The 25,514-nt window shown below is 72.8% G+C and carries 19 protein-coding genes; 6 read left to right on the top strand and 13 right to left on the bottom strand.

Going from position 1 to position 25,514, the window contains the following annotated elements; genetic code table 11:
• The first annotated feature begins 78 nt into the window (after nucleotides 1–78).
• Nucleotides 79–1,266: a tetratricopeptide repeat protein gene (locus WME85_RS39080; protein WP_437828467.1), complete on the top strand. Its 1,188-nt coding sequence runs from the start codon at nucleotides 79–81 to the stop codon at nucleotides 1,264–1,266.
• Nucleotides 1,267–1,291: 25 nt separating this feature from the next.
• Here the strand turns inward: WME85_RS39080 and WME85_RS39085 are convergent, their stop codons facing one another.
• From WME85_RS39085 to WME85_RS39140, 12 genes are all read right to left on the bottom strand, one after another.
• Complete coding sequence (locus WME85_RS39085; RefSeq protein WP_437828470.1) at nucleotides 1,292–2,080, bottom strand: JAB domain-containing protein; 789 nt, start codon at nucleotides 2,078–2,080, stop codon at nucleotides 1,292–1,294.
• A gap of 138 nt (nucleotides 2,081–2,218) precedes the next feature.
• The gene (locus tag WME85_RS39090; protein ID WP_437828472.1) at nucleotides 2,219–3,166 is read right to left on the bottom strand and encodes a hypothetical protein; all 948 of its coding nucleotides are present in this window, start codon (nucleotides 3,164–3,166) and stop codon (nucleotides 2,219–2,221) included.
• Between the two features lie 319 nt (nucleotides 3,167–3,485).
• Nucleotides 3,486–4,550, bottom strand: coding sequence for a hypothetical protein (locus WME85_RS39095; protein ID WP_437828474.1), 1,065 nt, complete (start codon nucleotides 4,548–4,550; stop codon nucleotides 3,486–3,488).
• Nucleotides 4,551–4,578: 28 nt separating this feature from the next.
• Complete coding sequence (locus WME85_RS39100; protein WP_437828476.1) at nucleotides 4,579–5,700, bottom strand: hypothetical protein; 1,122 nt, start codon at nucleotides 5,698–5,700, stop codon at nucleotides 4,579–4,581.
• A complete protein-coding gene (locus tag WME85_RS39105; RefSeq protein ID WP_437828477.1) occupies nucleotides 5,697–7,904 on the bottom strand; it encodes a hypothetical protein in 2,208 nt (735 codons plus the stop codon). Before WME85_RS39105 ends, WME85_RS39100 begins: the two co-directional genes overlap by 4 nt.
• Entirely contained in the window at nucleotides 7,901–9,316 is a 1,416-nt protein-coding gene (locus tag WME85_RS39110; RefSeq protein ID WP_437828479.1) for a hypothetical protein, read from the bottom strand. Before WME85_RS39110 ends, WME85_RS39105 begins: the two co-directional genes overlap by 4 nt.
• A 316-nt stretch (nucleotides 9,317–9,632) precedes the next feature.
• Entirely contained in the window at nucleotides 9,633–10,613 is a 981-nt protein-coding gene (locus WME85_RS39115) for a hypothetical protein (RefSeq protein WP_437828480.1), read from the bottom strand.
• A 524-nt stretch (nucleotides 10,614–11,137) separates the two neighbouring features.
• Nucleotides 11,138–12,676, bottom strand: coding sequence for a hypothetical protein (locus WME85_RS39120; protein WP_437828482.1), 1,539 nt, complete (start codon nucleotides 12,674–12,676; stop codon nucleotides 11,138–11,140).
• Nucleotides 12,677–12,712: 36 nt separating this feature from the next.
• Nucleotides 12,713–14,329 (bottom strand): hypothetical protein, encoded by a 1,617-nt coding sequence (locus WME85_RS39125; RefSeq protein ID WP_437828483.1) that lies wholly within the window; start codon nucleotides 14,327–14,329, stop codon nucleotides 12,713–12,715.
• 252 nt (nucleotides 14,330–14,581) lie between these two features.
• Nucleotides 14,582–15,310 (bottom strand): competence/damage-inducible protein A, encoded by a 729-nt coding sequence (locus WME85_RS39130; protein ID WP_437828485.1) that lies wholly within the window; start codon nucleotides 15,308–15,310, stop codon nucleotides 14,582–14,584.
• A 16-nt stretch (nucleotides 15,311–15,326) separates the two neighbouring features.
• Nucleotides 15,327–15,695 (bottom strand): exodeoxyribonuclease VII small subunit, encoded by a 369-nt coding sequence (gene xseB / locus WME85_RS39135; RefSeq protein ID WP_437828488.1) that lies wholly within the window; start codon nucleotides 15,693–15,695, stop codon nucleotides 15,327–15,329.
• Nucleotides 15,692–17,872, bottom strand: a complete 2,181-nt coding sequence (locus WME85_RS39140; protein WP_437828489.1) for a HEAT repeat domain-containing protein — start codon at nucleotides 17,870–17,872, stop codon at nucleotides 15,692–15,694. The genes xseB and WME85_RS39140 overlap by 4 nt, the downstream gene beginning before the upstream one ends.
• A 184-nt stretch (nucleotides 17,873–18,056) precedes the next feature.
• Here WME85_RS39140 and WME85_RS39145 point away from each other — a divergent pair, with 184 nt between their 5' ends.
• From WME85_RS39145 to WME85_RS39155, 3 genes are all read left to right on the top strand, one after another.
• Complete coding sequence (locus WME85_RS39145; RefSeq protein WP_437828491.1) at nucleotides 18,057–19,949, top strand: radical SAM protein; 1,893 nt, start codon at nucleotides 18,057–18,059, stop codon at nucleotides 19,947–19,949.
• A gap of 246 nt (nucleotides 19,950–20,195) precedes the next feature.
• Entirely contained in the window at nucleotides 20,196–22,058 is a 1,863-nt protein-coding gene (locus WME85_RS39150) for a protein kinase domain-containing protein (protein WP_437828493.1), read from the top strand.
• Between the two features lie 447 nt (nucleotides 22,059–22,505).
• On the top strand, nucleotides 22,506–22,826 hold the full coding sequence (locus tag WME85_RS39155) for a hypothetical protein (RefSeq protein ID WP_437828496.1): 321 nt from the start codon (nucleotides 22,506–22,508) through the stop codon (nucleotides 22,824–22,826).
• Here WME85_RS39155 and WME85_RS39160 read toward each other — a convergent pair.
• Nucleotides 22,793–23,263 (bottom strand): GNAT family N-acetyltransferase, encoded by a 471-nt coding sequence (locus WME85_RS39160; protein WP_437828499.1) that lies wholly within the window; start codon nucleotides 23,261–23,263, stop codon nucleotides 22,793–22,795. The genes WME85_RS39155 and WME85_RS39160 overlap by 34 nt on opposite strands.
• Nucleotides 23,264–23,670: 407 nt before the next feature.
• Here WME85_RS39160 and WME85_RS39165 point away from each other — a divergent pair, with 407 nt between their 5' ends.
• Together WME85_RS39165 and WME85_RS39170 are read left to right on the top strand one after the other, a co-directional pair.
• Nucleotides 23,671–24,558, top strand: a complete 888-nt coding sequence (locus WME85_RS39165) for a lysophospholipid acyltransferase family protein (protein WP_437828501.1) — start codon at nucleotides 23,671–23,673, stop codon at nucleotides 24,556–24,558.
• Nucleotides 24,555–25,484: an SDR family oxidoreductase gene (locus WME85_RS39170; protein ID WP_437304136.1), complete on the top strand. Its 930-nt coding sequence runs from the start codon at nucleotides 24,555–24,557 to the stop codon at nucleotides 25,482–25,484. Before WME85_RS39165 ends, WME85_RS39170 begins: the two co-directional genes overlap by 4 nt.
• Nucleotides 25,485–25,514: the final 30 nt, after the last annotated feature.

The raw sequence follows: 25,514 nt of genomic DNA on the forward strand, positions 1-25,514 counted from the left end.
CCGCGCGGCCCGGCGGCGCTCGACCGCGCGGCCCGGCGGCGCTCGACCAGCTTCCTCGCGCCGGCGTAACCTGCCGCCATGACGCCGCCCGAAGCGCTGCGCGCCCGCGCGCTCGATCTGCTGAGCCGGGGGGACATGGCCGGCGGGATCGCCGGCCTCGAGGGGCACCTCGCGGCCGAGCCGGACGACGCGGGGGCGTGGCGCGCGCTCGGGGCGGCGTACGCGGCGGAGGGCCGCTGGGCGGACGCGGCGCGGGCGCTCGCGCGCGCCGTCGATCTCGACGGCGGCGAGGTCGACGCGCGCCTCGCCTACGCTCGCGCGCTGGTCCGCCTCGGCCAGCTCGACGCCGCGGCCGCGCAGCTCCGGCAGGGCGCCGCGCGCGAGCCGCCCGATCCGCGGGTGCTGCGCGAGCTCGGGATCGTGCTCTACGATCGGCGCGACTACGACGAGGCGGCGCGCTGGCTCGCGCGGGCGTGCGAGGCGGCGCCGGACGATGGGCGGGCGGCCTTCGCGCTCGGGCTCGCGCACGAGGCGCGGCGGGACATCGCGCCGGCGATCGCGGCCTACCGCGAGGCGGTGCGGCGCGCGCCGGGCTTCTCCGACGCGCGGCTCACGCTCGCCGACGCGCTCGCGTCGATCGGGGAGCACGAGCAGGCGCTGGGCGAGCTCGAGGCGCTGCTCGCGCGCGAGCGGAGGCACGAGCGGGCGGCGCAGAACCGCGAGGTGCTGCAGCGCGCGCTCGCCGAGATGCGGGCGCGCCGGCTGCTCGGCAAGACGGAGCGGGAGCTCGCGCGGTCGGCGCTCGTCGTGGAGGCGCAGCTCAGGCGTCGCGAGCAGCTGCCCGCGCCTGGTGCGGGAGGAGGGGCGGCGCGGCAGATCGTCCGCTACACGGCGCCGCTCCTCGAGCTGTACGCGACCCTCGACGCGGGCGGAGGCCCCGGCAGCGGCGTCATCGAGGCGCTGCACCTCGTCTTGACCGATCCGGATCGCGCCGCGCGCGCCGAGGACGATGTCTTCAAGGTCACGGTGATCGCCGACGATGGCCGGCAGACGCTGGTGAACTACGCGACCGGCGCTTCGCTCACGTTCCTGCGCGAGGCGCTCGGCTGTCCGATGACGCAGGCGAGCGCGCTCTATGCGTCGCTGCTCCAGGGGAGCCCCTCCGTCGACTGGGGCGGCGCGACGCTGCGGCTCGCGAGCGTTCCGGGCGCGGCGAGCGCGCCCGGCGGAGCGCGGCACGGGATCCTGGCCAGCCGGCGGGGCTAGGCGTCGAGCGGGGACCCGCGCGGCGTCAGGGGCGCGGCCGGTCGGCAGCGGCGGCAGCGTCGGGCGGCGCGTCGCCGGGACCGATCATCCCGAGATCGTGCAGCGAGGAGTAGTGCCCGTCCGGCGCGAGGATGACGTGGTCGACGAGCGGCACCCCGATCACCTCGCCGGCCGCGGCGACCGCGTTGGTCATGAGCACGTCCTCGGGTGACGGCGCCGAGTCGCCGCTCGGGTGGTTGTGCACCAGCACGAGCGCCGAGGCAGCGTCCGCGATCGCGGCGCGCAGGATGTCCTTTGCCGTGACCGAGCAGCCGTGCAGCCCGCCCTGCGCGACCCTGCGGGCGCCCCTCATCCCGTTGCGGCCGTCGAGCGAGATCACCCACATCTGCTCGTGCTCGAGCGGGCCGAGGTGCGCCGCGCACCACGCGGCGATCGACGCCGACGTGCGCACCGGAGGGCGCGGGCGCACCGCGCGCTCGAAGGCGCGCCGCCCGAGCTCGAGCGACGCGGCGATGCGGAGCGCCTTCACGAGGCCGAGGCCGGGGTGCTCGGCGAGCGCGTGCGGGCCGAGGCGCGAGAGCCCCTCCAGCCCGGAGAAGCGGGCGAGGAGCGCGGTAGCGACGAGCGTCACGGGCCGACCCGCCAGCCCGGTGCCGAGCACGATCGCGAGCAGGTCGGCGTCGCCGAGCGACCAGATCCCCTCCTCGAGCGCCCGCTCCCGCGGGCCGGCGAAGCCGGTCAGCGCGGTGGGCTCGTCGGCGTACGGATCGAGGAGGTGATTGGACGGCAGCGCGGCGCTCTTCCACAGGCTCATGCGCGAGCGACAAGCACGCGGCGGGCCCGCCCGCTGACGCGGGGCGCCGCGGGGGCGCGCGCGACGGCGAGGTGGCGGAGCGGGGGCGGAGGGTGGCGGCCGCCAGGCAGTCGCGGGTCTCGCCATTCCCGGTGCGCGTCAGGACATCAGGCCGAGCACGAAGAGGGCGTCGGACCAGAGGGACCAGAGCGTGCGGAAGGGGTGGGTGGACAGCAGCAGGCCGCCGTTCGGAAGGCGCCGGACGTAGTAGGGCGAGTGGCGCTCGATGAACCGGACGTGTCTCCCCGTGGCGACGTTCACCTCGTAGGAGGGCTCGCCCTCCCTGGGCTCTTCGATGATCTCCTGGACGAGTTCGCGCGCGCGAGGCTCGACGGAGCGCCATGCTTCGTCCGGCACCGCCGAGGCTTCGAGCGCGCCGACCAGCGTGGCCGGCGGCATGGAGAGCGCAGCGAGCACTTGTTCGCGCGTGAGATCCTCGTCGCCTACGAGGCGGGCACGTGGGACGCGTCGAACGGCGTCCGCGCGGGTCGGGCGCTCCGCCCGCGATCGGGACGCATCGCGGTCGAGGACCCAGTGCTCGTCAACGCGCTCCACTGTGCCCGCGACCCCGACACGCGCCCCTCTGGGAGCTGCTTCGACGCGCGCGCGCAGCGCGTCCATGGACAGGCCCGCGGCGCGCTCCACGAGGTCGCCGTCGTGGATGTGCAACCACGACAGGGCGAGATCACGCGCGACGCTCGCGGCGTCGGCGTGGTAGGTCGCACACGCCTCGACGGGCGCGGACCAGCTGGAGGCGGCCGAGCACGCGCCGCTCGTCACGCGGGGACGCGCGTCCGGCGCGCACAGGCCGAGCAGGATGTCCTCCATGTCCTGCTCGAACTGCATCGAGATCATCGCCGCCTCGACCTCCACGGAGCGCACACCGTCGCCGATGGGGATCTCCAGGCAATACGGGTAGAGCCCCTTCCACTCGTAGGTGTGTACGCGCAGAGGGCCGCTGGCCCACCGGCGTTCGTGTTCTTCACCATAGCAGCCCAGGCTCAGGCCAAACCTGGCCAGCCACCTCCACTTCGTCCCGAAATTCACATGCGTCTCCGAGCGTGCCTTGAAGGCGGGACGTGTCAGTGCGATGACCTCGTCGAGAGGAACCTCGCTGCGCCACAGGTGTTCGGAGGATCCAGGCGTGGAGAGGCTGACATCGCAAAGTCCCCCCGGGTAGACGAGCGCGGAGAGGGCCGCCGCGAAGGCGTCGAACCGGTCGGCCTCGTCACACCACGCGTAGAAATCGGGTCCGCGTTCACTCCGCGCTTGATTCATGGGTCAACGACCTCGAGGACGCCTGGCTCACTGCCAGAGCCAGGGCGACCGTTCTGCACGCGCCGCAAGGCGGCGCCTCGCGTCTCTGTCATGACGTGATACCGAGCGAGAAAAGGGCGTCCGACCAGAGCGGCCAGAGCGTGCGGTACGGGTGAGTGGCCAGGAGCACGCCACCGCCCGGGAGGCGGCGCACGTGGAACCGGGCGTGGTCGACGAGGAAGTAGACGTGCTCGCCCGTCAATTTCACCCAGGTGAGGGGCCCGCCGCCGCGGGTGAACGGCTCGCCGCGCGCCCTGGCCTGCACCGTCAGGTTGTGGATCTCCTCGGCGCGCGGCGCCGCGGCGCGCCACGCCTCGTCGGGCACATCGGCGGCGGCCACGAGCGCCTCGATCAGGGCAGAGCCCGGCAGGCCCAGCGCCTTGAGGACGGTCTCGCGGGAGAGCGGGATCGAGCGCCCGCTCTTGTCCGTCGGAACCACGCGCGCCCCGGCCGGCGCGGCGTCGATACGCGCGTGCAGCGCCTCCAGCGACATGCCCGCGATCAACGAGACCTTCTCTTTGTCGTGGAGGCTGACCCACGACAGGGCCAGATCGCGCGCGATGTCGCGGGCGTCCGCGTTGTACGTCGCGCACATCGAGACCGGCGCGAGCCAGGTCCACGCGCTCGTGCAGCCGCCGGTCGAGACGCGCCTGCTCGCGTTGGGCGCGCATAGGCGGAGCAGCAGGTCCTCGAGGTCGTCCAGAACGATGTGCCACGTGAGCTCGGCTTCCGCCTCCACGGAGCGCGGGCCGCTGCCCAGGGCGAGTTCCATGTGCATGGGGGCAAAGTCCTCGATTTCGCGGGGGTGCATGTGGATGGGGCCACACGGCTTGATGCGTTCGCTCCTGTCGGTGTAGCAGCGGAGGATGCACGCGACGAACTGCCCGGAGCTCCCCAACATATCGAAGTAGGCATCAGCGTCGGCGTGCCCGAAGTGAGCTCGGATCTTCGCGACCGCCTCGTCGACGGAGTTCGTGCTGAAACTCGGGCTGGGGCGCATGTAGACGGACACGTCGTACGGTGGGTCGTGGACGAGAGCCGACAACGCCGCGCCGAACGCGTCGACCCTCGATGCCTCGTCGCACCAGGCGAAGAAGTACGGTCCTGATCTCATATCTGGCTCACCATGATGGAGTTCCTCGTCAGGACATGAGACCGAGCGAGCAGAGCGCGTTGGCCCAGAGCGGCCAGAGCGAGCAGTACGGGTGGGTTAACAGCACCACGCCGCCGGTCGGCAGGCGGCGCACGACAAACGGGGGGTGCTTTTTCAGGAAGCGGATGTGACGATACGTGTCCGTGTAGACCGGCCAGGTGGGTGGCCCCTCGCCGGTCTCCGCGAGCTGGCTTGTCAGGCCCAGGATCTCGGCCGCGCGCGGCGCGGCCGCGCGCCATGCCTCGTCGGGCACCGCCGCGGCCTCGAGCGCCTCCAGCAGGGCGGAGGGCGGTGCCGCCAGCGCCTTGAGGACGGTCTCGCGGGAGAGCGAGTGCGCGCGCTCGCCGCCACCTTTGAGCGGAACGCGCGCCCCGGCCGGCGCGGCGTCGACGCGCGCGTGGAGCGCGGCCAGCGACATGCCCGCGATGCGCGACACGCTGTCCTTGTCGTGGAGGTGCACCCACGACACCGCGAGATCGCGCGCGATTTCTCGGGCGTCCGCGTTGTACGTCGCGCACGTGGCGACCGGCGCGTTCCAGTGCCACGCGTTCGTACACGCGCCGGTGCGAACGCGCCCGCTCCCGTCCGGCGCGCAGAGACGCAGCAGTAGGTCCTCGAGGTCGACCTGCATGATGTGCCACGCCACCTCGGCCTCGGCCTCGATGGAGCGCGGGCCCCTGCCCCAGGCGAGTTCGAGCTTGAAACGGAAGAAGTCCCTGTTCTCGTCGGGGGACATCTCGAGGGGCCCCTGCGGCTCGCGGGGCCCCCTCGCATTGAGACGTTCGTAAGCTTCAGCGCAGCAACAACTACCAAAATCGATGACGGGTATGCCAAGATAAAAATCGGGTCCGCGACGGTCCGGAAGAACGAAACGTTGGGATGCGCGGAGCAGCACGCTGGACCTGACCAGAGCACCCCCGCCGCATTTGAAGTGGGCGCGGATCATGGCAGCGGCCTCCTCCATGGAGGTCGTGTCGCACGCCGCGTCGCAATACATACTCACGCCGATTAGCCACCCCGGCTGCACGAGAGCCGATAGCGCCGCCGCGAACGCGTCGACCCTCGATGCCTCTTCACACCAGGCGTAGAAGCGCGGACCTGATTCGCTCATAACCGGATCACCTTGATGGGCTTGTTGAAGCCTTTCAGGCTCGCCCTCTTACCCTTGTCCTCATCGAAGAGGTAACCGTCCTTGATAGTGTACTTCTTGCCACCGAGCTTCCCGCCCCGCTCCATGATGAGCTCGACCTCCTCGACATCGCCGGCGCGGCCCTTCCGCGCTAGCGCCTCCATCGCGTTGGACAGCTGGTCGATCACCCTGTCGCCATCGACGTTGGTGCCCGCTTTCGCTTCGCTCAGGATGAGCTTCTCCCGCGCGGACACCGTCAGGAAATCGGGCGCCATCCCCTCGGTGCTCCCCGGCCTTGATTGGTACGGAATCTTGAGCGCGTCGCGCACGCCGTCGTCGCCGACGCCGAGAAGCGCCCTCCTGTCGTGGGTCAGGAAACTCGTCACCGTCTTCTCGAACGAGTTGAGCGGCTTCTCCGTCACCGCCCCCTTCAGATTCTTGTACCCGCGGAGCCTCCAAACCTCGAACCCCTTGACAACGACCTTATCGACCTCCGCGATCTCCCCGGCGATCCGGATCCCACGCGGCGGTAGCGCGCCAGCGGCAGCAACGCCGTGCCAGATGTGCTCGACCGCCCCGAGCCCGAAGCCCAGCCCCGAGAAGATCCGCTCCTCGTCGCTCAACTCTCGCCCGGCCGGCAGGCACCACTCTTTGCCCGTCACGGCCTCGCACAGGTCGAGCGTCGGCCCGACCACGGGCACGAACCCCACCCCGATGCGCGTCGTCGCGTGCACCAGCGTCTGCATCACCTCCCCGTACGCCTCGACGCCGTCGCCGACCGTCGACATCGCCCCCGCGAACGCGCTGATCGTCTGGTAGAGCTGCGTCTGCTCCAGGTCGAGCCCATCCCCCGTCCACTGGTTCAGGCTGTCCTTCATCTGGTCCGCCAGCGCATCGAACCGCGGCTTCAGCACCGTGTCCACCTGCGCCCGCAGGTCCGCCGGCACCGGCGAGTCCTCGAACCAGTCCGACGCATCCATGAACCGCCGCACGACCGCCGTGATCCGGTTCTGCGCCTTCAGGAACGCGTTCGTCTCCGCCAGCGAGACCCCCATCCGGTCTCGCAGCGCGATCTCCAGCGCCGCGCTGTTCTCCCGCCACGCCCGCACGTTCGCCACGAAGTCCGCCCGCGCGACCACCACCCCGCCGCTCACGTCCGCTTCCAGCGCCGCGATCACCGCGTCCGCGTACGCCGCGTAAGGGTCCCGCCCCTCGTCGAACGCCCCGTCCACCTCCGCGATGTCCGGCACCTCCACCCACGGCACCTCGCTCTCCCCGAGCGCGTACGCCGCCGGGTCGTCCGGGTCCCACCCCTCGTCGCGCGCGTCCTGCGTCGCCAGGTCCGCCACATCGTCCGCCTGGGCGCCGAACTCGTCCATCAGCCGCGCGAGCTCGTCCTCCAGGTCGCTGACGCTCTTCTTCAGGTCGTCGACGAGCTGCTCCATCGCCGCCCGCGTCTCCGCGTCGACCACGTCCTTGTACCGGTCCAGGATCGCATCGAGGTCGGTCCGCGAGATCTCGTCCAGCGGCCGGCTGACGAGGTCCATCAGCTCGGTGTCGAGCTGGCGGAGCAGATCCATCTTCTCCGCCAACAAATTCACCCGCCATGCGTTCCTCACGAGCTCCTTGCGCGCCCTGGCGAGCTCGGCGAGCAGGATCTCGATGTCGCGCGCGAGCGCCGGGTTGATCTCGGCGAGGCTCAGGTCGACCCCGGTGCTGCCCTCGAAGCCGGTCCCGTCGCGGCGGATGTCGAAGAGCGGCTTGTTCAGCCCGAGCGGCTCCGAGACGAGGTGCACCACGTCGTGCGCGTGGGTACACCAGTTGCCACCGCCGACGGTGTCGATCCCGAAGTGGAAATCGTTCCTGCCCATGCGGAGCAGCACCGAGTCGAACTCCGCCTCGAGCGTGTTGCTGGCGGAGCCGTCGCCGTGAATCTCCACCGCGCCCGGGATCCCGTAGGTGGGCAGCGGCGTCCGGTTCACCTCGAAGATCGTGTCGCCCTCGCTCGCCAGCTCGGGGTCCGCGCACGAGTCGACGTCCTGCTGGCTGCTCCAGAGGATGGTGTACGGCGTACCGGCCTGCGCGAATGACGGCGCCAGCACCGCCAGCATCGCGACCAGCGCGACGACCTTCTGCAGCGGCGCGGCGCTCCGGCCGCGCAGCACGACATCCATCGGCCCTCTCATGTCCCCTCCGCGCCACGCACGGCGGCGTCATACGCGATCGCGGCGCCCTTCACGTCGCCCGCGTCGAGCCTCGCCTGCGCCGCATCGAGCGCCGCCGCCGCCATCCCCTGCTCCCGCAGCGCCGCCAGCCCCGCCGCGATCTTCCGCGGCAAGCCCGTCCTGAGCTCCGCCTCTGCGGCGTCGAACCGACCGCGAAGCGCCGCGCACCCGGCCTCACGCCACGACGACCCGGCCGCCTCGCAGAGCGGCCGCATCTGCACCAGCGCCAAGAGCTCCCCGCACCGCTCGGCGAGCAGCGGCAGCCCGAGCTTCTCGCTCACCGGCGGTGCTGCCGACAGCACCTCCACCCGCGCGCGCGCCCCCTCGACGAAGGTCTCCGACGCCCGGCGGATCCGCGAGCGCGCGATCGCCTCGCGCGCCCCCGCGTTCGCCTTCAGGATTTCGAGCGCCTGCCGGCGCAGCGCGATGCCGCCGAGCAGCGCGGTCGCGGTCGCGTCGCTCCGGGCGACGCGCCGCTGCACGTAGCCCAGCATCGCGCTCAATGAGCGCAGCGCCCCCGACGTCATGTCCGGCGCCACCGCGCCGTGCGTCGCCAGGAGTTCCTCGTGCGGTGCGAGCGCCTCGTCGAAGGACGCCGCGAAGATCTGGAGCTCCGCCGACAGCGCCATCGCCTCCGCGGCGAGCTCGTTTGGTGCCCGGCTCGCCTCCCGCGCCGCCGCGAGCACCGCCTGCTCCACGCCGTCGAGGCCGTCGATGCCCGACCGCGACGCCTCCGCCGAGAGCGCCGCGTACGCCGCCGTCTCCGCCGCCTCGCTCGCGCGGTACGCGGCGAAGCGCGCCGCGACGCCCGCGTACTTCGATCGCAGCGGGGCGGCGTCGCTCCGGGCCTGGTCGAAGATCGCCTGTACGACCGACATCGCCTGCTTGTCCGCCGCGAGCGCGGCGGCGAGCTGTTCCTCCTCGGCGCTCGCCTTGTCGATCATCGCCGCCTTGAAGTTGCCGGCCGCGTCGACCGGCGCCTGCGCGAGCAGCGCTCTCTGGCGGTCCGTCGCCTCGTCGAGCAGCGACGCGAGCTTGCCCGCGAGCGTCGCCCGCAGCGACTCGGCGTTGCTCGCATCGTCCCGCACGTACTCGATCGCCTCATCGATGTGGCCGAACCAGACGTCGAGCGAGTAGCTGCTCGCGACGATATCGTCGAGCGTCTTGTTGTTCGGCCACGTGGCCCACGCCTCGATCGGCAGCGCGCCGTCCTTCTCGGCCTGGCTCCACGCGGCGCCCGGGCCGAGGTTCTCGCCCACGCAGTGCTCCTCGCCGCCCACCGCCGCCGCGCAGAAGCTCCCGAACGTGGGATCCTCGCGCTCCCACAAGCACCCGGCCCCCACAGCGCCAAACGCCACGGCGACGACAGCCACAACGAGAATCGTCCTCCGCCGTCTCGGTCTGGATCGCTCCCTCATACACATTGCCTCCACCCCGCGATTTTTCTCGCCCGCGCACGCTCGCCTGCACGTTCTCCAGGTGCAAGCGTCCTCACGAAAGTGGTAGGACATTGCTCGGCCGAGGAGCACGCTGGCTGGTCACGCAGGTCCACGGGAAATGGCTGCGAGCCGGCCGCCGGCGAGGGTCCGCCCGTAAGGTGGCCGGCGAGGACGTGATGAAAAGCAAGAGGGCCCAGGTTGCAGCCTGGGCCCTCTGTTGATGCTCGGGTCCGATCAGGGCGCGCTTGGCTCAGACCGGCGCGTCGTCACCTTCGAGCGGATCCTCCCCGTCCGGCGGCGCGCCGCCGGTGCTGCCAGTTCCAGCGCTGCCGCCGCTGCCAGCCGCGCCGCCGCCTCCGCCAGGCGTCTCGGTCGCCTTCTTCCTGGTGCTCCGGCTGAAGAGCCGCCGCGTCGCGATGGGCACCAGCCGCGGGATGGTCGGATCCTGCTCGTTGGCGCGCTCGAACACCCGCACGATCTGCTCGAGCAGGATCAAGTTGATGCCGTCGGCCCGGTCGAGGTCGCCGCTCGTGACCTTCTGGCCCGCGGGGCGCGCGGCCGCGGTCTTCGCCGCCTGGGTCAGCTCCTCGGCGGTCTCTTCGAGGCGCTCGACGTAGTCCAAGTCGAGCCGCATCAGCTTGGCGCGCACGGCCAGGGGGCCCTTCTTCTGCACGAGGTAGCGCTTGCCGAGCGCGGCGAGCCGGGTGAGCCCGCGCGCGAGCGCGCCCGGATCTTCCGCGGTGCCGACGGCCTGCGCGAGCTCTTCGCGCGCCTCCTTGCCCGAGCCGGCGACGCCGCGCAGGACCTCGTAGGCCTGGTCGCGCAGGAGCAGCGCGCGCGAGAGCCGCTCCCGCAGCGCCGCGTCCTTCGTGGCGCGCGCCGCGTCCTTCTTCTGTCCGGCGCTCTCGTGCGCCTCGAGCAGCCGCTCCAGCGCGAGCGCCTGCTCCACCGCGAGCGCGAGCAGCTCCGGCGAGAAGCCGCGCAGCTTCTCCCGCTTCTCCTTCGACGCGCCCGACCAGCACGCGTGCGCCGTCGCGTAGAGGCGCCGCAGGTCGGTCAAGACGCGCGAGGAGGCGATCTGCCGCCCTCGCTCGACGAGCTGGGATTCGGTCGTGCCGTCGAGCAAGGCCTCGATCATGCCGGGCTCCGGCTTGCCGAGCCGGTCGGCCAGCGATTCGAGCGTGGGATCGTTGTCGTCGGTCTCTTCGGGAGGAGAGGTAGGTTTGGCCATCAGCGCAGGCTAAGGGGGTGCGGAGCGGCACGTCGAGGGAGCGGCAAGTTTTGGCCATGGCGCCAGCGAGCGCCGGGGAGCGTGCCCGTGGATGGCGACAGCGCGAAGCGCAAGCGCGCGGCGCGGAATCGTCGGCATCGCGGCGGAGGGCGTCGTCATTCCGGGAGGGGGCCATCGTCATCCGAGGTGAACGTCGTCGTCATCCGCCCGCGAGCCATCTGCATCCGACCCGCAGCCATCGGCATCGGGGCTGGGGCCCGCCGGCATGCGGCCGGAGCCCATCAGCATCCGGTCAGACCCCATCGGCTCCGGGCGGCGAGCCATCGTCATCCGGCCCGGAGACGTCGTCATCGAGGCTGGTACCCGCCGTCATCCGACGGGGGGTTCATCGTCATCCGAGGTGGAACCCGTCGTCATCCGGCGGAGACCCGTCGGGATCCGCTCGCCGGATAGGCGCGGCTACCGCCCCCGCCCGTCGGCTGTCGCATCCCGCACGAACCCGACGGGCGCGGCGCCGGCCGCGCTCACGGCGAGAAGCGGTGCTTCTCGGCGGCGAAGCTGTCGTCGGCCCTCTCGCCGTCCGCCTTGTAGGTCAGGCCTCCCTTGCCCGGAGCGCCGATCGAGAAGGCGACGTCCTCCAAGGTGAGCTGCTCCTCGTCCACATAAGCGATGCCGATCGACGGCGCCCCTGTCCCGGCGCCGCCGTTGCCGCCGCGGCCGCCATAGCCACCTGAGCCGCCGTCGCAGGCCCTACGATAGTCTCCCGGATGTTGCCCTATCCCTCCCCACCGCCCGCTAACCCCGCCGTCCTGTCCGTAATCCCCATCGCCGCCATCACCGCCGTCGCCCGTTTCGATCGCGACCTGGCGCAACGTCACCCTGGCGCCGTCGAGGGCGAGGATGCCGATGCTCGCGCCCCCATAGGCGCCCCCGCGGCCCCCCTGGCCGCCACATCCGCCGGCGCCGCCGGAGCCGCCGGAGGCACCGCCGCGCGGCGACGCACCGCACGCGGCCGAGCCGCCGAAAGCGCCCCCGCCCCCGCCCCCGCCCCTTCCGTTCCCGCCCTGCTTCCCGTCGGTTCCGCTCTCACCCACCCAGCCAGCTGGGGTGATCCGCCCGGCGCCGCGCCCGCTCCTGCCGTCCGCGCCGACCTCCCCCTGCTGCCCGTCTTTCCCGCGCTCGCACGCGGAGCCCTCCCGCCCCCCGGCGCCTCCGAGGCCGGCGCTGCGAGGGTTCGGCTCTGGAAGCGGCGCCCCATCGCTCCCGGCCTCGCCGCGATCCGCACGGCCATCGCCCCCTTTGCCGCCGGTGGACTCGGAGCCGTCCTCGCAGACGGTGGTGACCGGAGCGCCGCCAGGCACGGTGTCGGCCGAGCAGGCGTCGCCCCCCGGACTCCCGTCTGCGCCGTCGCGTGCGCGCTCACGCGCTTCCTTGCGGAATCCATCTCCGGGGAGCCCCGCCCCGCCCTCCGCGACGATGAGGTGGCTCCGGACCAGCTCCACCACCGCGCTCGACGCGACACGCAGCCCGATCGCCGTCTGGCCGAGCGGCATGGCGCCGAACAGCTCGATCTCCATATCCGTGAGCGTCGTGACGCCGTCGTCGAGTCCCTGGCGCTCGCCCTCGTCCGGCACGATGGTATGCGGGTCTCCTACGTCGTGCGCACTCCAGATGCGCGTCCGCAGCGCGTCCCCCTCGTACCGCCAGCCGTCATCGCAATCGAACCCACCGTGGATATCGATTCCCGAGGGAACGGTCACGCTCTCCCAGAAATTCGCTTGGTTGCACGCGAACACGCGGCGCCGGCCCGCGCGCGCGAGCTCGATCGCGCGCGCCAGCGAGTTCACCGGGCTCGCCATGGTGCCATTCCCCCCCTCGGCGAAGGAGTCTGCGAAGACACCGCACCCGTCCACCGCCCTGTGCGCGGCGAGCGCCTCGAGGCATTCGGCCTCCGCCGGCGCTGCGCCGCCACACTCCATCCCGTCCTCGCAGCGGCCAGCCGTTCCGCAGCCCGTGGAGGCGAGCGCCAACAGCACCGCCGCCGCCAACATCGTCCAGCTCATCGGTCTCCCTCGCAGCTCGTCGTGCGCACGCCGGGTTCACCGCGGTGGCTCCCCCTGGGCGGCGATTCCCTGAACGTTCCACATCTCCTTGGAGAAGCCTGGCTCTCCCGCGCCGAGGCCCGCTGCGTAGCCTCCCTCGCCGGCCCGTCCGAGCTCCCAGACGACGCTCTCCCGAATCGTCACGCCGCTGTACAGGGCAGCGATGCCGATCGAGTGGCCACCGAGCCCGCCGCCGCCGGGGCCGCCGTCCCCGCCGTTCCCGCCACGGCCGCCATCGCAGGCGTACTCGGGCTGTCCCCCGTTCATCCCGGCTTCTCCACCATAGCCACCCGGCCAGCCGTACCCGCCCTCCTGCCGGCGTCCGCCGCGTCCACCGTCACCACCACGGCCGGCGACCACCGTGGCGTGTTCGATCGCGACGTTCGCCCCCACGGCGACGATCGCGATGCTGGCACCTCCGGGCTGCCCACCCCCGCCCCCGCGCCCGCCGCAACCGCCGCCGCCGCCCGACCCGCCGGACGCGCCGCCCTGCGGCTCCGTGGTCTGGCAGACGCCGCGTCCCCGCGTGCCGCCCCCGCCGCCGCCGCCCTGGCCCGCTGTCCCAGGAGTCCCCGCGACTCCCCAGTCGCCGTGCCACCCCGCGACGCTGATGCGCGCGGCGCGCTGCACTCCACCCTTGCCTGGGCCGCCCGGGACGCCGTCCCGCCCGTCCTGGCCCGCGGTACACGCGCGGGCACCGGCTTCGCCTAGCCCACCCGAGCCGCTCTGTCCGCCCGCCGGCGGATCGACCGCGGGCGTCTTCTCGTCCACCGTCCCGTTTTCGCCGTCGCCGCCGGCATCGCGACGGCCGACGCCGCCGTGACCACCGGTGGACTTCACGTCGCCGGGGCAGAGCGTCTGCGCGGACAAGCCGCCCGTCACGTTCTCCGCCGAGCAGACCGCAGCGCCGTGGTTCCCGGGCGCGCCGTCCTCCGCGACCTCGATCGGCGCGTCCTCGCCGGGCGCGCCGGGCGCGCCGTCGCCCGCGATGATCTCGCTCCACGCGACGTTCAACTTGGCGTCGTCCGTCACGATCAGCGCGATCGACGAGCCGCCCGGCTCGATCGCGTCCGCCGCCACGAGCTGCACGCCGAACAGGAGCGAGCGCGGATCGCTGGAAAAGAGGTCCGAGAGGACGGCGCCATGGGCATGCACCAGGACCGGCACGCGGCCGGCGCTCGGCGCGACGACGGTCGGGTGGTCCCCGCCGAGGTAGGCCCAGTCCTCGCGGTCACAGGCGCGGCTTCCCCAGATCTCGACGCCCGACGGAAGGCGCACCGCCTCGTGGAAGTCCTCCGCGCATGCGTAGACGTGCGGCTTGCCCTCCAGCAGCGCCTTCTGGACCGCGTGCTGCAACGTCCTCACGGGCTCTTGCTTCGTCCCCGCGCGGGCGTCGTCTCCGTGGCCCGCGACGAAGACGCCGCACTCCTCTTTCGCTGGCGTCGTGGCGGGGTCGCCGGCACACCGAGACGGGGAGGCCGGCGGCGGCTCGCAGCTCAAGGTCTCGGCGCAGTCGTCGGAATAACCGACGGCGGCGCCGCACGAGATCATCGCCCAGCTCAGCGCGAGAGCGGTGATCGACGCTCCCGACGCGCCCGCGAAACCGCGTTTCATGGCGCCCGACATTACACGGCCGCATTACGAGCCTGCAACGAGACTTGCGCTGGAGGCGACAGGGAGGCGGAGGGGGGGGGAGAGAAGCCATCAAGGCAAGAGAAAACAGATCGAGATGAGGCAATGGGTACCTGGTGGCAGCGCCTGGACGGACGGCACCACCACGGGCGGCACTGAGCGCGCCGATCACAGCGATCGACACGAGGGGCACCGCGCCGCCAATGCCGGCGGGCGGACCGACAGCGGCGCGCATCACTCGACGCGGACGATGGTCTCCGCGGGCAGGCTCTCGGCGAAGGCGTCGCGCGCCGCGCGCACCCGCGCCTCGATGAGGCCGTCGAACGTGAGCTTGGTCCGGTACTCGGCGCCCGACCACCGGGGGTAGGAGCCGATGTCGACGTCGCGGTGCGCCTCGACCACGCGATCGAGCATCGGCTTGAGCTGCCCCTCGTCGAGGGTCGTGAACACCGCGAGCGAGATGAACGGCGCGCCGCCGGAGAGCTCCGCCTGGATCAGCGCCTGCTTCGCCCGGAAGATCTGCGGCACGCCGGGCAGCATCCACACGTTCCGCATCACCGCCGCCGGCCACGCGGCGCTGCCGCCGGTCACGAGCCGCGCGCCCTCCGGGACGCGCGCCATGAGCAGGTGCCCCTCGGTGAGCCGGTCGCCGTAGTACTCGCGCAGCATGCTCTCCATGTTGGGCGCGCTGACCACCGGCACGCCGAACGCGCGCGCGACGCCCGCGATCGTGAGGTCGTCGTGCGTCGGGCCCACGCCGCCGCTCGTGAAGAGCCAGTCGTGCGACGCGGCGAGCGCGCGCACCTCCGCGGCGATCACCTCGATGTCGTCGAGCACCATGACGGCCCGCTCCAGCTTGACGCCGAGCGCGCGCAGGGTGCCCGCGAGCACGAAGAGGTTCTCGTCAGCGATCTTCCCGGTGAGCAGCTCGTTACCGATGATCAGCGCCGCCGCGGTCCTCATCTCACCCTTGCTCCGCTCAACCCTCGAACTCGCGCGTCACCGGGCGCCCATCGGCGTCCATCCCGAGCAGCTCCTCGACGCGCTTCTCCGCGCGGTCGAGGCGCTCCTGCGCCGACCGCGACAGGCGGATGCCCTCCTCGAAGAGCGAGAGCGCGCGCTCGAGCGGCAGGTCGCCGCCCTCGAGCTCCGCCACGATCTTCGCGAGGCGGCGCGTCGACTCCTCGAAGGACATCGCGCCGGCGCCCGCCGCCTTGTCGCCGCTCACCGGCGCGCGATCGGCATCGCCCGCAGACGCCGCTGACGTGGCGCGGGGTGCAGCGCTCGACGTTGCGCGAGGTTCCGCGTCCGTGCCGCTCTCGTCCGTCGCGTTGCTCATCGTCGTCATGAGCCAGCGTCCCCCGGTGGTGCGGCCGGCGCAAGCAGGACGGAGCTCACCCCGGGCGGCACCCCCGGCACGAGGAGCACGCCGTCGGGATCGGCCACGACCGGGACGGCCAGCCCATCCGGGCGGACGAGCCGCGCCGGGCGCGACGACGCGCTCGCGATCGCGCTCCGGTCGTTCGGGACGATCGCGACCCACACCACCCCTGTCGCCAGCGCGGAGGGCGCGTCGAGCGCCCGCCGGTCGACACCGGAGAGGGCGGCCCGCGCGAGCGCGCGCACCCCCTCGTCCGGATCGAGGTCCCGCGCCGCTTCGAGGACGCGCCGGCGCTGCACCTCGGCGCGCCGGGACAGCCCGCGGACGATCGCGCGGCGCACAGCGGCGTCGTCCTCGAAGCGGTAGGCGCGCGCGAGGAGCGAGACGCTGTCGGGCATGGGGTCGCTCCCGAGGCCGAGCGCGACGTGCGCGCGGACGACGGGGTCGCTCCCCTCGAGCAGCCGCTTGAGCCTGCCGCGGATCACCTCGTCGTCGCGGGCCGCGAGCGCGCGGGCGGCGAGCGGCGCCAGGGGACCGCCCGCCTCCGCGAGGGCGGCGAGCCGCGAGGTCGCGACGGCGCCGCCCCGGGGCGCCGCGAGCAGCGCGACGCCGGCGGAGATCGCCGCCGCGTCGGGCGCGCCGCCGCCGCCCGGCGCGGCGAGCTCCGCGAAGAGCGGGGCGAGCGCGGCGAGGGCGCGCTCGCCCCGCGCGAGGGCGCCGCGCGCCGCCGCGTGGACCGCCGCGCGATCGCAGGAGGCCAGGGAGCACTCGCCGACGACCTCTCGGGCGTCGCGCAGGCCGAGCGCCACGGCGCCGAACGCCGCGACGGCGCGGTCGCTCGACCCCCTCGGCGAGGCCAGCGCGGCGAGCAGCCGCCCCTCGAGCGCCTCGGGCGCGTCGCGCAGCGCGAGGCCGCGGACCACGCCGGCGCGCAGGCCGAGCCGGCGGAGCTCCGCGTCCTTCGCGGCGCGGGGGCCGTCGATCATCTCCGCGACGGCGGCCCGCGCCTCGGCGCCGGGCGCCGTCGCCAGCGCGAACGCCGCGGCCGTCGCGAGCTCGGGGCGCTCGATCGAGAGCCGGCGCAGCTGCCGCGCCGCCTCCGCGCCGCCCGCGCGGCCGATCGCCGCGACGGCGCGCGGGCGCGCGTCCTCCGGGAGCAACGGGAGCGCGCGCGCGAGCGCCGGCACGAGCCGCTCCGCCGGCGCGAGCTCGGCGAGCCGGAGCCCCTCGAGCCGCGCGAGCTCGGACCCGAGCAGCGCGGCCACGGCGTCCGGCGCCTCCGGGGCCCCGAGGTGGACGAGGACCTCGGCGCTCGCCTCGAGGAGCCCCGGCTCCGGCTTGCGCAGCCACGCGCGCGCCTTCGCCAGCGCGGCCTCGTCGCCGAGCCGCGCGAGCGCGCGCGCCGCGGCCACCTGCGCCGCCCTGTCGCCGCCCTCGAGCATCGGCCGCAGCGCCGCGAGCGCCCGGAGGTCGCCAAGCTCGCCGAGGAAGGCGACGAGCGCGGGCTCGAGCCGCTTGCGGTTCCCGAGCAGGAGCTGGAGCGACGCGGGCGGGTGCGCCTTGAGCGCGCGCGCCGCGGCCTCGCCCGCGGCGCCGCCCTGCACGATGGCGTTCACGAGCGCGGCGAGCGCGCGCTTGTCGCCCGAGCGGGCGAGCGCGAGGGCCGCCGTGCCGCGCAGCAGCTCGCCGAGCGGCGAGGCGGCGCTGCGCGCGGGGGCGCCGCCCTCCGCGAGCTCGCGCGAGAGGAGCTGGCGCACGCTGTCGCGCTGCGCGTGGGGGGCGAGCGCCCGCACCGCCGCGAGGCGCGCCTTCGGGTCGCGCGCCGCCGGCGCCCCTTGCTCGATCGCCGCGAGCAGCGCGTCGATCGCCGCCTCGGTGCCGATCGAGCCGAGCCGCTCGATGCCGCGGAGCCGCGCCTCCGGGTCGCTCGACGCGAGCAGCCGCTCCGCGACCGGCACGCCGAGGCTGCCGCGCAGCCGCGACGCGCCGGGCTCGGCCGTCGCGGGCGCGCCGCTGCTCTCCTCCGCCTGCGGGGCGCGCGCGGTCCGCGCGACGGGCTGCGGCGCCGCCGCGCCGGCGAGCGCGGTGGCCGCGAGCGCCGCCGCGAGGCCGAGGGCGCGGGGTGTTCCAGGGAGCAATCGCATTCGCTGCGCCGCACTATCCCGCGATCGGCGGCCCGCTGTCACGCCCCCGCCGACGCCGCGTCGGCCGCCGTCGGCGGCGCGTCGGCGCCGCGTGACAAGCCTGGAATTTGATGGAAGCACGCGCTAGGTCGACCTACGGTGCAGCCGCGAAATGCGGCTGGTGCGGCTGTAGAAGAGGTGACGCTTGATCGACCTGGTACGGACACTGGAAAAGGCCATCACGGTATCCGCCAACAAGGCATGGCCGGTCTTGCAGCAGCTGAGCCGGCTCGGTGGCGAGCCCAAGCCGTTCCACCCGAGGTGGAGCGACAAGCCGATCCCGAGGGGCGGCCAGCGATCGAAGCCCCCGCTCGGCTGGCCTCGCGAGACGGACAGCCTGTGCCCGCGCTGCGTCAAGGAGGCGCGCGCCGAGATCCTGGGCGGCAGGGCGGACTGGACCCGGCTCATCACCGACAAGCCCGGGGAGATCCGCGCCCGCATCGTCGAGCGCGACGGGCGCGTCGTCATGGAGAAGACCTGCCCGAAGCACGGCTCCTTCTCGGACACGATCTCGATCGACCCGGAGTTCCTCGCCCGCATCGAGCGCCTCTTCGGCGGGCGCGACGTCGAGATGACGCCGGACCGCATCCACAACCACGGCTCGAGCACCATCCGGTACGGGCGCGGCGCGGTCCTCACGGTCGACCTGACGAACCGCTGCAACATGATGTGCGACCCGTGCTTCATGGATGCCAATCAGGTCGGCTATGTGCACGAGCTCTCCTGGGACGAGATCCAGCGGATCCTCGACGACGCGGCCGACGTGCGCCCGCGCCGGCAGATGTCGATCCAGTTCTCCGGCGGCGAGCCGACGCTGAGCCCGCACTTCCTCGACGCCATCCGGTACGCGCGCAAGAAGGGGTACTTCGCGGTCCAGTGCGCGACGAACGGGATCCGCTTCGCGGAGGAGCCGGGCTTCGCCAGGCAGGCCAAGGAGGCGGGCCTCCGGATGGCGTACCTGCAGTTCGACGGGGTCACGAACGCCGCCAACGGCCACCGCAAGATCGGCAACCTCTACGACGTGAAGCTGCGGGCCATCGAGGAGCTCTCGGCCGCCGGCATCGACGTCATCCTGGTCGTGACGATCGTCAACGGCGTGAACAACGACCAGGTGGGGCCCATCATCGACTTCGCGGTCCAGAACGCCGACAAGGTCACGGTCGTCAGCTTCCAGCCGGTCAGCTTCACCGGCCGCGACGAGGACATCTCCGACGAGCTGCGCGAGAAGCAGCGCTACACGCTGAGCCACCTCGCGCACGACGTCGCCCGGCAGACAGGCGTGACCGATCCGCTCCGCGACTGGTTCCCCCTCTCGTCGCTCAGCCCCTTCGGCGACGTGACCGACCTGCTCGACGGCCCGGACAAGGACTGGGGGCAGATCAACTGCGGGTGCCACCCGAACTGCGGGATCGGCACCGCGCTGTTCGTCCACAAGCAGACGAAGCAGATGGTCCCGCTGCTCGACTTCGTGGACGTCGAGGGGCTGCTCTCCGACCTGCGCGCGATCTTCGACGCCGGCCGCGGCCGCGCCTTCACGAAGGCCCAGGTCGTCGCCGCGCTGCTACGCCACTACCGGCCCGAGAAGGCGCCGCCCAATTTCAACCTTGCGACGCTGGTGAAGCAGTTCATGAGCCAGACGGGCGCCGCGCACGCCGGCGAGGGCGACGCCCACGAGTACGAGTGGCGGGTCCTGTTCGTCGCGGGCATGTGGTTCCAGGACCTGTTCAACTACGACTTCCGTCGCACGGAGATGTGCATCATTCCGTACGGAACGCAGCTCGGCGAGATCAGCTTCTGCGCCTACAACACCGGCGCCGGGTGGCGGAACATCCTCGAGAAGATGAAGGCCAACGCCACGGTGGCCGAGTGGTACAAGAAGCACGGCAGGCACCCTGTGTACGCGAAGAATAAGGATCTTCCGCTGCCGGCCTACGACAATCCCCTTACGATCGTCGAGCACGACCTTGCTTTGCGCGAGCGCGAGCAGGGCGTCGCGCGCGCGCGACCTGCGGCCAGGCGGCTGCCGATCGTGAGCTGATCCCGCAGCAGCCGCGCAGGCCTGCGGCGCCGGCGCCGATCGCCGACCAGCAGGCCACGCCGGCGCCAGCTGTCGGAAATCGGTCGTATGGCGCCTCACATCGACATGGGTTCACCCGCTCTTCGTCATGGCTGTGCAGGACGTGCGCGCGCTTGTCGCCGGAGCGGCGGCGCGGGACTCATGGAGAACGCACCAGGCATGGTGTAACCTCGGCATGTGACCTTGCACGCTGGCCGCTATGAGAGCTTGCGCGCCATCGCGTCGGGCGGCATGGCCACGGTGTATCTCGGGCGGGCCGTCGGCGCCGGCGGGTTCGAGCGCCTCGTCGCCCTGAAGATGATGCACCCGCACATCGCGGCGGAGCCCGAGTTCGTCGCGATGTTCCTCGACGAGGCGCGCCTCGCGGCGCGGGTGCGCCACCCCAACGTCGTCGCCACGTTCGACCTCGTCGAGGACCCGCTGTTCCTCGTCATGGAGTACATCGAGGGCCCGTCGCTGCACCTCCTGCTCCGCACGTGCGCGCGGGCGAAGCGGCCCGTCCCGCTCGGGATCGCGCTCCGCATCTTCCTCGACGTGCTCGCGGGGCTCCACGCGGCGCACGAGCTCACCGGGTCGGACGGCGAGCCGCTGCACCTCGTGCACCGCGACGTCTCGCCGCAGAACGTGCTCGTCGGCATCGACGGCGTCGCGCGCATCACGGACTTCGGCGTGGCGCGCGCCGAGACGCGGCTCATGTCGACGCAGGGCAACGCGCTCAAGGGCAAGCTCGCCTACATGGCGCCCGAGCAGATCCGGGCCCAGCAGGTCGACCGCCGCAGCGACGTCTACTCGGCCGGCGTGGTGCTCTGGGAGATGCTCACGGAGGAGCGCCTGTTCAAGGCCGACAACGACGGCGCGCTGATCGCGCACATCCTCCAGGGCCCGCCCACGGGGCCGCGCGGGGTGATGCCGTCGGTCCCGGCCGCGATCGACAGGATCTGCCTGCGCGCGCTGAGCACCGATCCGGACGACCGGTTCCCGACCGCCGCCGCGTTCGCGGAGGCGCTGGAAGAGGCGGCCGCGCAAACGCCGGGCCTCGCTGTCTCGTCTCCCCGGGCGGTGGAGGCGCTCATCAAGGAGGTCGGCCTGCGCGGGTCGCCGGACGGCCTCGGTCCGCCCAGCGCGCGGAACGGCCCGGCGTCGGGCTCCGGGCCGAGGTCGGTGCGGTCGCCGCTGAGCCAGCGCTCTCCCCGGAGCGAGCCGCTGCCCCTCAGCCAGCGCTCTCCCCGGAGCGAGCCGCTGCCCCTCAGCCAGCGCTCTCCCGGGAGCGAGCCGCTGCCCCTCAGCCATCGCGCGCCCCGGAGCCAGCAGGGCGTCGGCGCGGCGACGGATCTCTCGGGCACCGACAGCGCGCAGGGGCTGGGCGCGGTCGTCTCCGAGGCCGTGTTCCGCCGGCAGCACATCGTGCGCCGCAGCGTGATCGCCAGCCTCTGCGCGGTCGCGCTCGCGCTCGGCGTGGGGGTCTTCTTCGCGGTCGGCGAGCGCGAGCCCGTCGCCCAGGAGGTGGCGGAGAGCGGCGACGCTCCCCCGAGCTCGCCGCTGCTCCCTGCGGCCGTCGCGGACAGCGCGCCCGCTCAGGTGGCCACCGTGGCGCACGCCGGCGCGCCCGCCCAGGGCCCCGCCCTCGACGCCCCAGCGCAGGACCCTGCCCCCGGCGGCTCCGCCCAGGGCGTCGGTCCCGCCGGCGCCGCGCACGCGCCCCTTCCCGCCGGCGCCGCGCACGCGCCCCTTCCCGCCGGCGCCGCGCGCGCGCCCCTTCCCGCCAGAGCCGCCCCGGCCCCCGTTCCGGTCAGGGCCGCTCAGGGTGGCTATCCTGCCAGGGCCGCCCATGCGCCGGCGCCCACCGCAAACCGCGCGGCGCCGCGGCCGGGCCAGAGGGCGACGCCGCCCGCCGCCAAGCCCAAGCCGGGCCGGTCCGACCCGCGCGCCGCGAGCGGCTCCGCTTCGTCTACGGCAAAGCCACCGCCCCGCCCCGCGGCCGCTCGCGGCGCGGCGCCGAAGGCCCCGGACCCGAAGCGGAGCGCCCCGCGGACGACCTCCCGGACGCCCTTCAAGCCCAGCGGGCTCTGACGCGCACGACGCGCGACGTCATCGCCTCGACGAGACGCCATCGACGACAGCCCCGGACCGGGGATCCCCTGACGTCAGCCAGGGACAGACGCCATCTCACGAGGTCCGAGCGCTGCCCCCGCGGCGCGCGGCGCGCGCAGCCGGCCTGGCGATGATCCTTTTCGCCGCCACGTCCAACACTCCGGCGGTGGAGGCCCGTCCAATCGCTGGCGGCCACGACCTCCCTCTGCACCGGTCCCGAAGCAGCTCCGATCGCGCGGCGCCAGGCCGCGCTGTCACACATTGAGCGCACCTCGTCACCTACATCTTCGCAAAGCACCGCAGAAGGTCAGTCGTCATCTCACGAGCATGACATGGGACGTAGGCTATTCTTGTCGTGGGGCGGAATGTGCTCGCCCAAGTGAAAGACGCGCCGCGCGTCAGACGTTACCCCGGGGGAACCAGCTCATGCGCTCGCTTTTCGAGCAGGTGGTCGAGTGCTGTGGCCTCGCGCCCGCGTTCGCCAGGAAGATCATCCAGGAGGCCTGCGAGCGGAGCGGCGTGTCGCCGCCCGACGCGATGACCCCTGCCGATCTCATCCGCTCGCTCCCCCACATTCGCCAGGCGCTCGGCGTGTTCCTCGATCCCCGCGAGGTCGCGCTGAAGACGGCCGCGATGCGAGCCCTCGTCAAGGGCTCCTGGCCGTCGATGCCCGCGGTCGCTCCTCCCGCGTCGAGCCCGGAAATCCGGGCGCCTCAGGAGGAGCCGAAGGCCAAGTCGAGCTCGTAGAGCTCGTAATGCGAGCGCTGCATTCCGAGCGCGACATAGGTCGACTGCGCGCGCGCGTTCGCGGTCTCCACGTAGAGGCGGATGCCGCATACGTCCCCCGCGTCCGCCGCCATTTCCCCGACGCGCCGGTACAGCGCCCGGAAGACCCCGCTGCGGCGCGACGCGGGAGACACGTAAACGGACTGGATCCACCAGAAAGTGCCGTTTCTCCAGTCACTCCATTCGTAGGTGACCATCAGCTGCCCGGCCACCTCGGAGGCGCGCTCGGCGAGCAGATAGAACCCTTTGGACTCGTCCGCGATCAGCGCGGCGGCGCCGCGGAGGGTGGTGGCCGTGTCCAGCACCTTGCCTTCCGTCTCGAGCGCCATCGCCCTGTTGTTGGCCGCGAGGATCGCCGCATCCATGGGCGCCGCCCGGCGGATCACGAGGTCGGTCACGGGGCGACCTCCCGGCGGGCGTTGCGGGGGCGTCCTTCCGGCGGGCGGCCGGAAGGCGCCTGGCCAGGAAGCTCGGGTGCGCGGCGTCGGATCGACATGGCCGACCCATACCGCGGGCAGCGAGGCTGCTCAATGGCTGCGCCTCGCGCCGCGGTCGAGAGCGCAACAGACAGCGGTGCGCCGCGGAGATCCCGCCGCGGCGCGTTATGTTTCGAGACATGATCATCGACGAGAACGACGCGAAACCTGCGGCCTGCGGCGACTCGAGCCCAGCGGCGCGCGCGGCCTCAGCGGCCACACCTTCACCGCGCGCGGGCAGGCTGCCTCCTCCGCGGCCGTGGCGGAGGTTGTGCTCCCCGCCCGATCGCGCGTACCCTCCGGGCGCCGAAGTCTCCGGAGGGTGACCTTTGACACTGCTCGTCAGCGACTCGATTGCACAGCGCGTACAGCGGCTGGAGATCCCGTTCAACAGCTTCGGGGTTGATCCTTATGGCATCTCCCGGAAGCACCTCGGCCTCTTCTTCTCTGCGCTGGACTTCTTCTACCACCATTACTTCTCGGTGGACGTGGCGGGCGTCGAGAACGTCCCTGCGCGCGGGCGCGCGATGCTCGTCGGCAACCACTCGGGCGGCGTCGCCATCGACGGGGCGATGGTGGTCGCGTCGACGTTCTTCGAGATGGATCCACCGCGGCTCGCAGAGGGGATGGCGGAGAAGTTCATCAACCGCCTCCCGTTCACCTCGCTCTGGTCGAGCCGCACAGGGCATTTCACCGGCCTCCCCGAGCACGCGAGCCGCCTGCTCGAGGACGAGCGGCTGCTCATGGTGTTCCCCGAGGGGGCGCGCGGCACCGCCAAGCTCTACAGCGAGCGCAACTCGCTCGTGCATTTCGGCTCGGGGTTCGTCCGTCTCGCGCTGAAGACGAGGACGCCCATCATCCCGTTCGGCTTCGTCGGCGGCGGCGAGGCGGTGCCCACCATCGCCAACTCGTACACGATCGGCCGCCTGTTCGGGGTCCCCTATATCCCGATCACCCCGTACCTCGTCCCGGCGCCGCTGCCGGTCCAGCTGGAGATCACCTATGGCGAGCCGATGACGTTCCCGGGGACCGGCGCGGAGGAAGATGAGGTGATCATGGGCCACGTGGATCAGGTGAAGGCGAAGATCGCGGAGCTCATCGACGTCGGGCGGCAGCGGCGCCGCGGGAGGCTCGCGCTTGATCAGCGCGGCGCCACGCCGGCGGGGCAGCGCGGCGCCACGCCGGCCGAGCGTGCCTCATGGAAGGAGCGCGCATGAGGATCCTCATCCCTGGAATCACCGGCCAGCTCGGCCGCATGGTCGCGACGCGCCTCCTCGAGGCGGGGCACGAGGTGATCGGCATCGACCGTCGGCCCTGGCCGTCCGCCCCCGCCGGGATCGAGATGCACAACGTGGATCTGCAGAAGCGCGCCGCCGAGGACGTGTTCCGCAAGAGCCGGCCCCAGGCCGTCATCCACATGGCGACGGTGACGCACCTCGTGGAGCAGACCGAGGAGCGGTATCGGATCAACCTCGGCGGCACGCGCGTCGTCTTCGACAACAGCCGTGCTTGCGGGGTCGAGCACGTGATCTTCGTCGGCCGACACACCTACTATGGCGCTGGCCCCGAGTCGCCGCTCTACCACACGGAGGAGGACCCGCCGATGGCGGTGTCCACCTTCCCCGAGCTCGCCGATCTCGTCGCGGCCGATCTCTACGCCTGCACGGCGCTCTGGCGCGCTCCCGAGCTCTGCACGACCGTGCTCCGCATGTGCTACACGCTCGGCCCGACCGGCCACGGCACGCTGGCGAGCTTCCTCCGCGGCCCGCACGTCCCGTACGTCCTCGGGTTCGACCCGCTGTTCCAGTTCATGCACGAGCAGGACGTCGTGACCGCCATCTGCCTCGCCCTGGAGAAGCGCATCCGCGGCGTCTACAACGTCTCGGGCCCGCAGCCCGTGCCCCTGTCGCTCATCATCCGGGCGGCGGGGCGGGTGGCGGTGCCCCTGCCCGAGTTCGTGCTGCGCAACGCGCTCGGCCGCTTCGGCCTGCCGAAGCTCCCGCGCGCGGCGCTGACCCACGTCAAGTACCCGGTCGTCGTGGACAGCGCGGCCTTCCGCGCCGCCACCGGGTTCAAGCACGCCATCGACGAGGCCCAGGCGGTCCGCGAGTACCGCGACGCGCACCCGGTCCAGACGAGCTGACCCTGAACCGTCCGGCGGTTGCTGGACATC

The sequence above is a fragment of the Sorangium sp. So ce1153 genome (genome assembly GCF_051521595.1).
GTDB lineage: Bacteria > Myxococcota_A > Polyangia > Polyangiales > Polyangiaceae > Sorangium.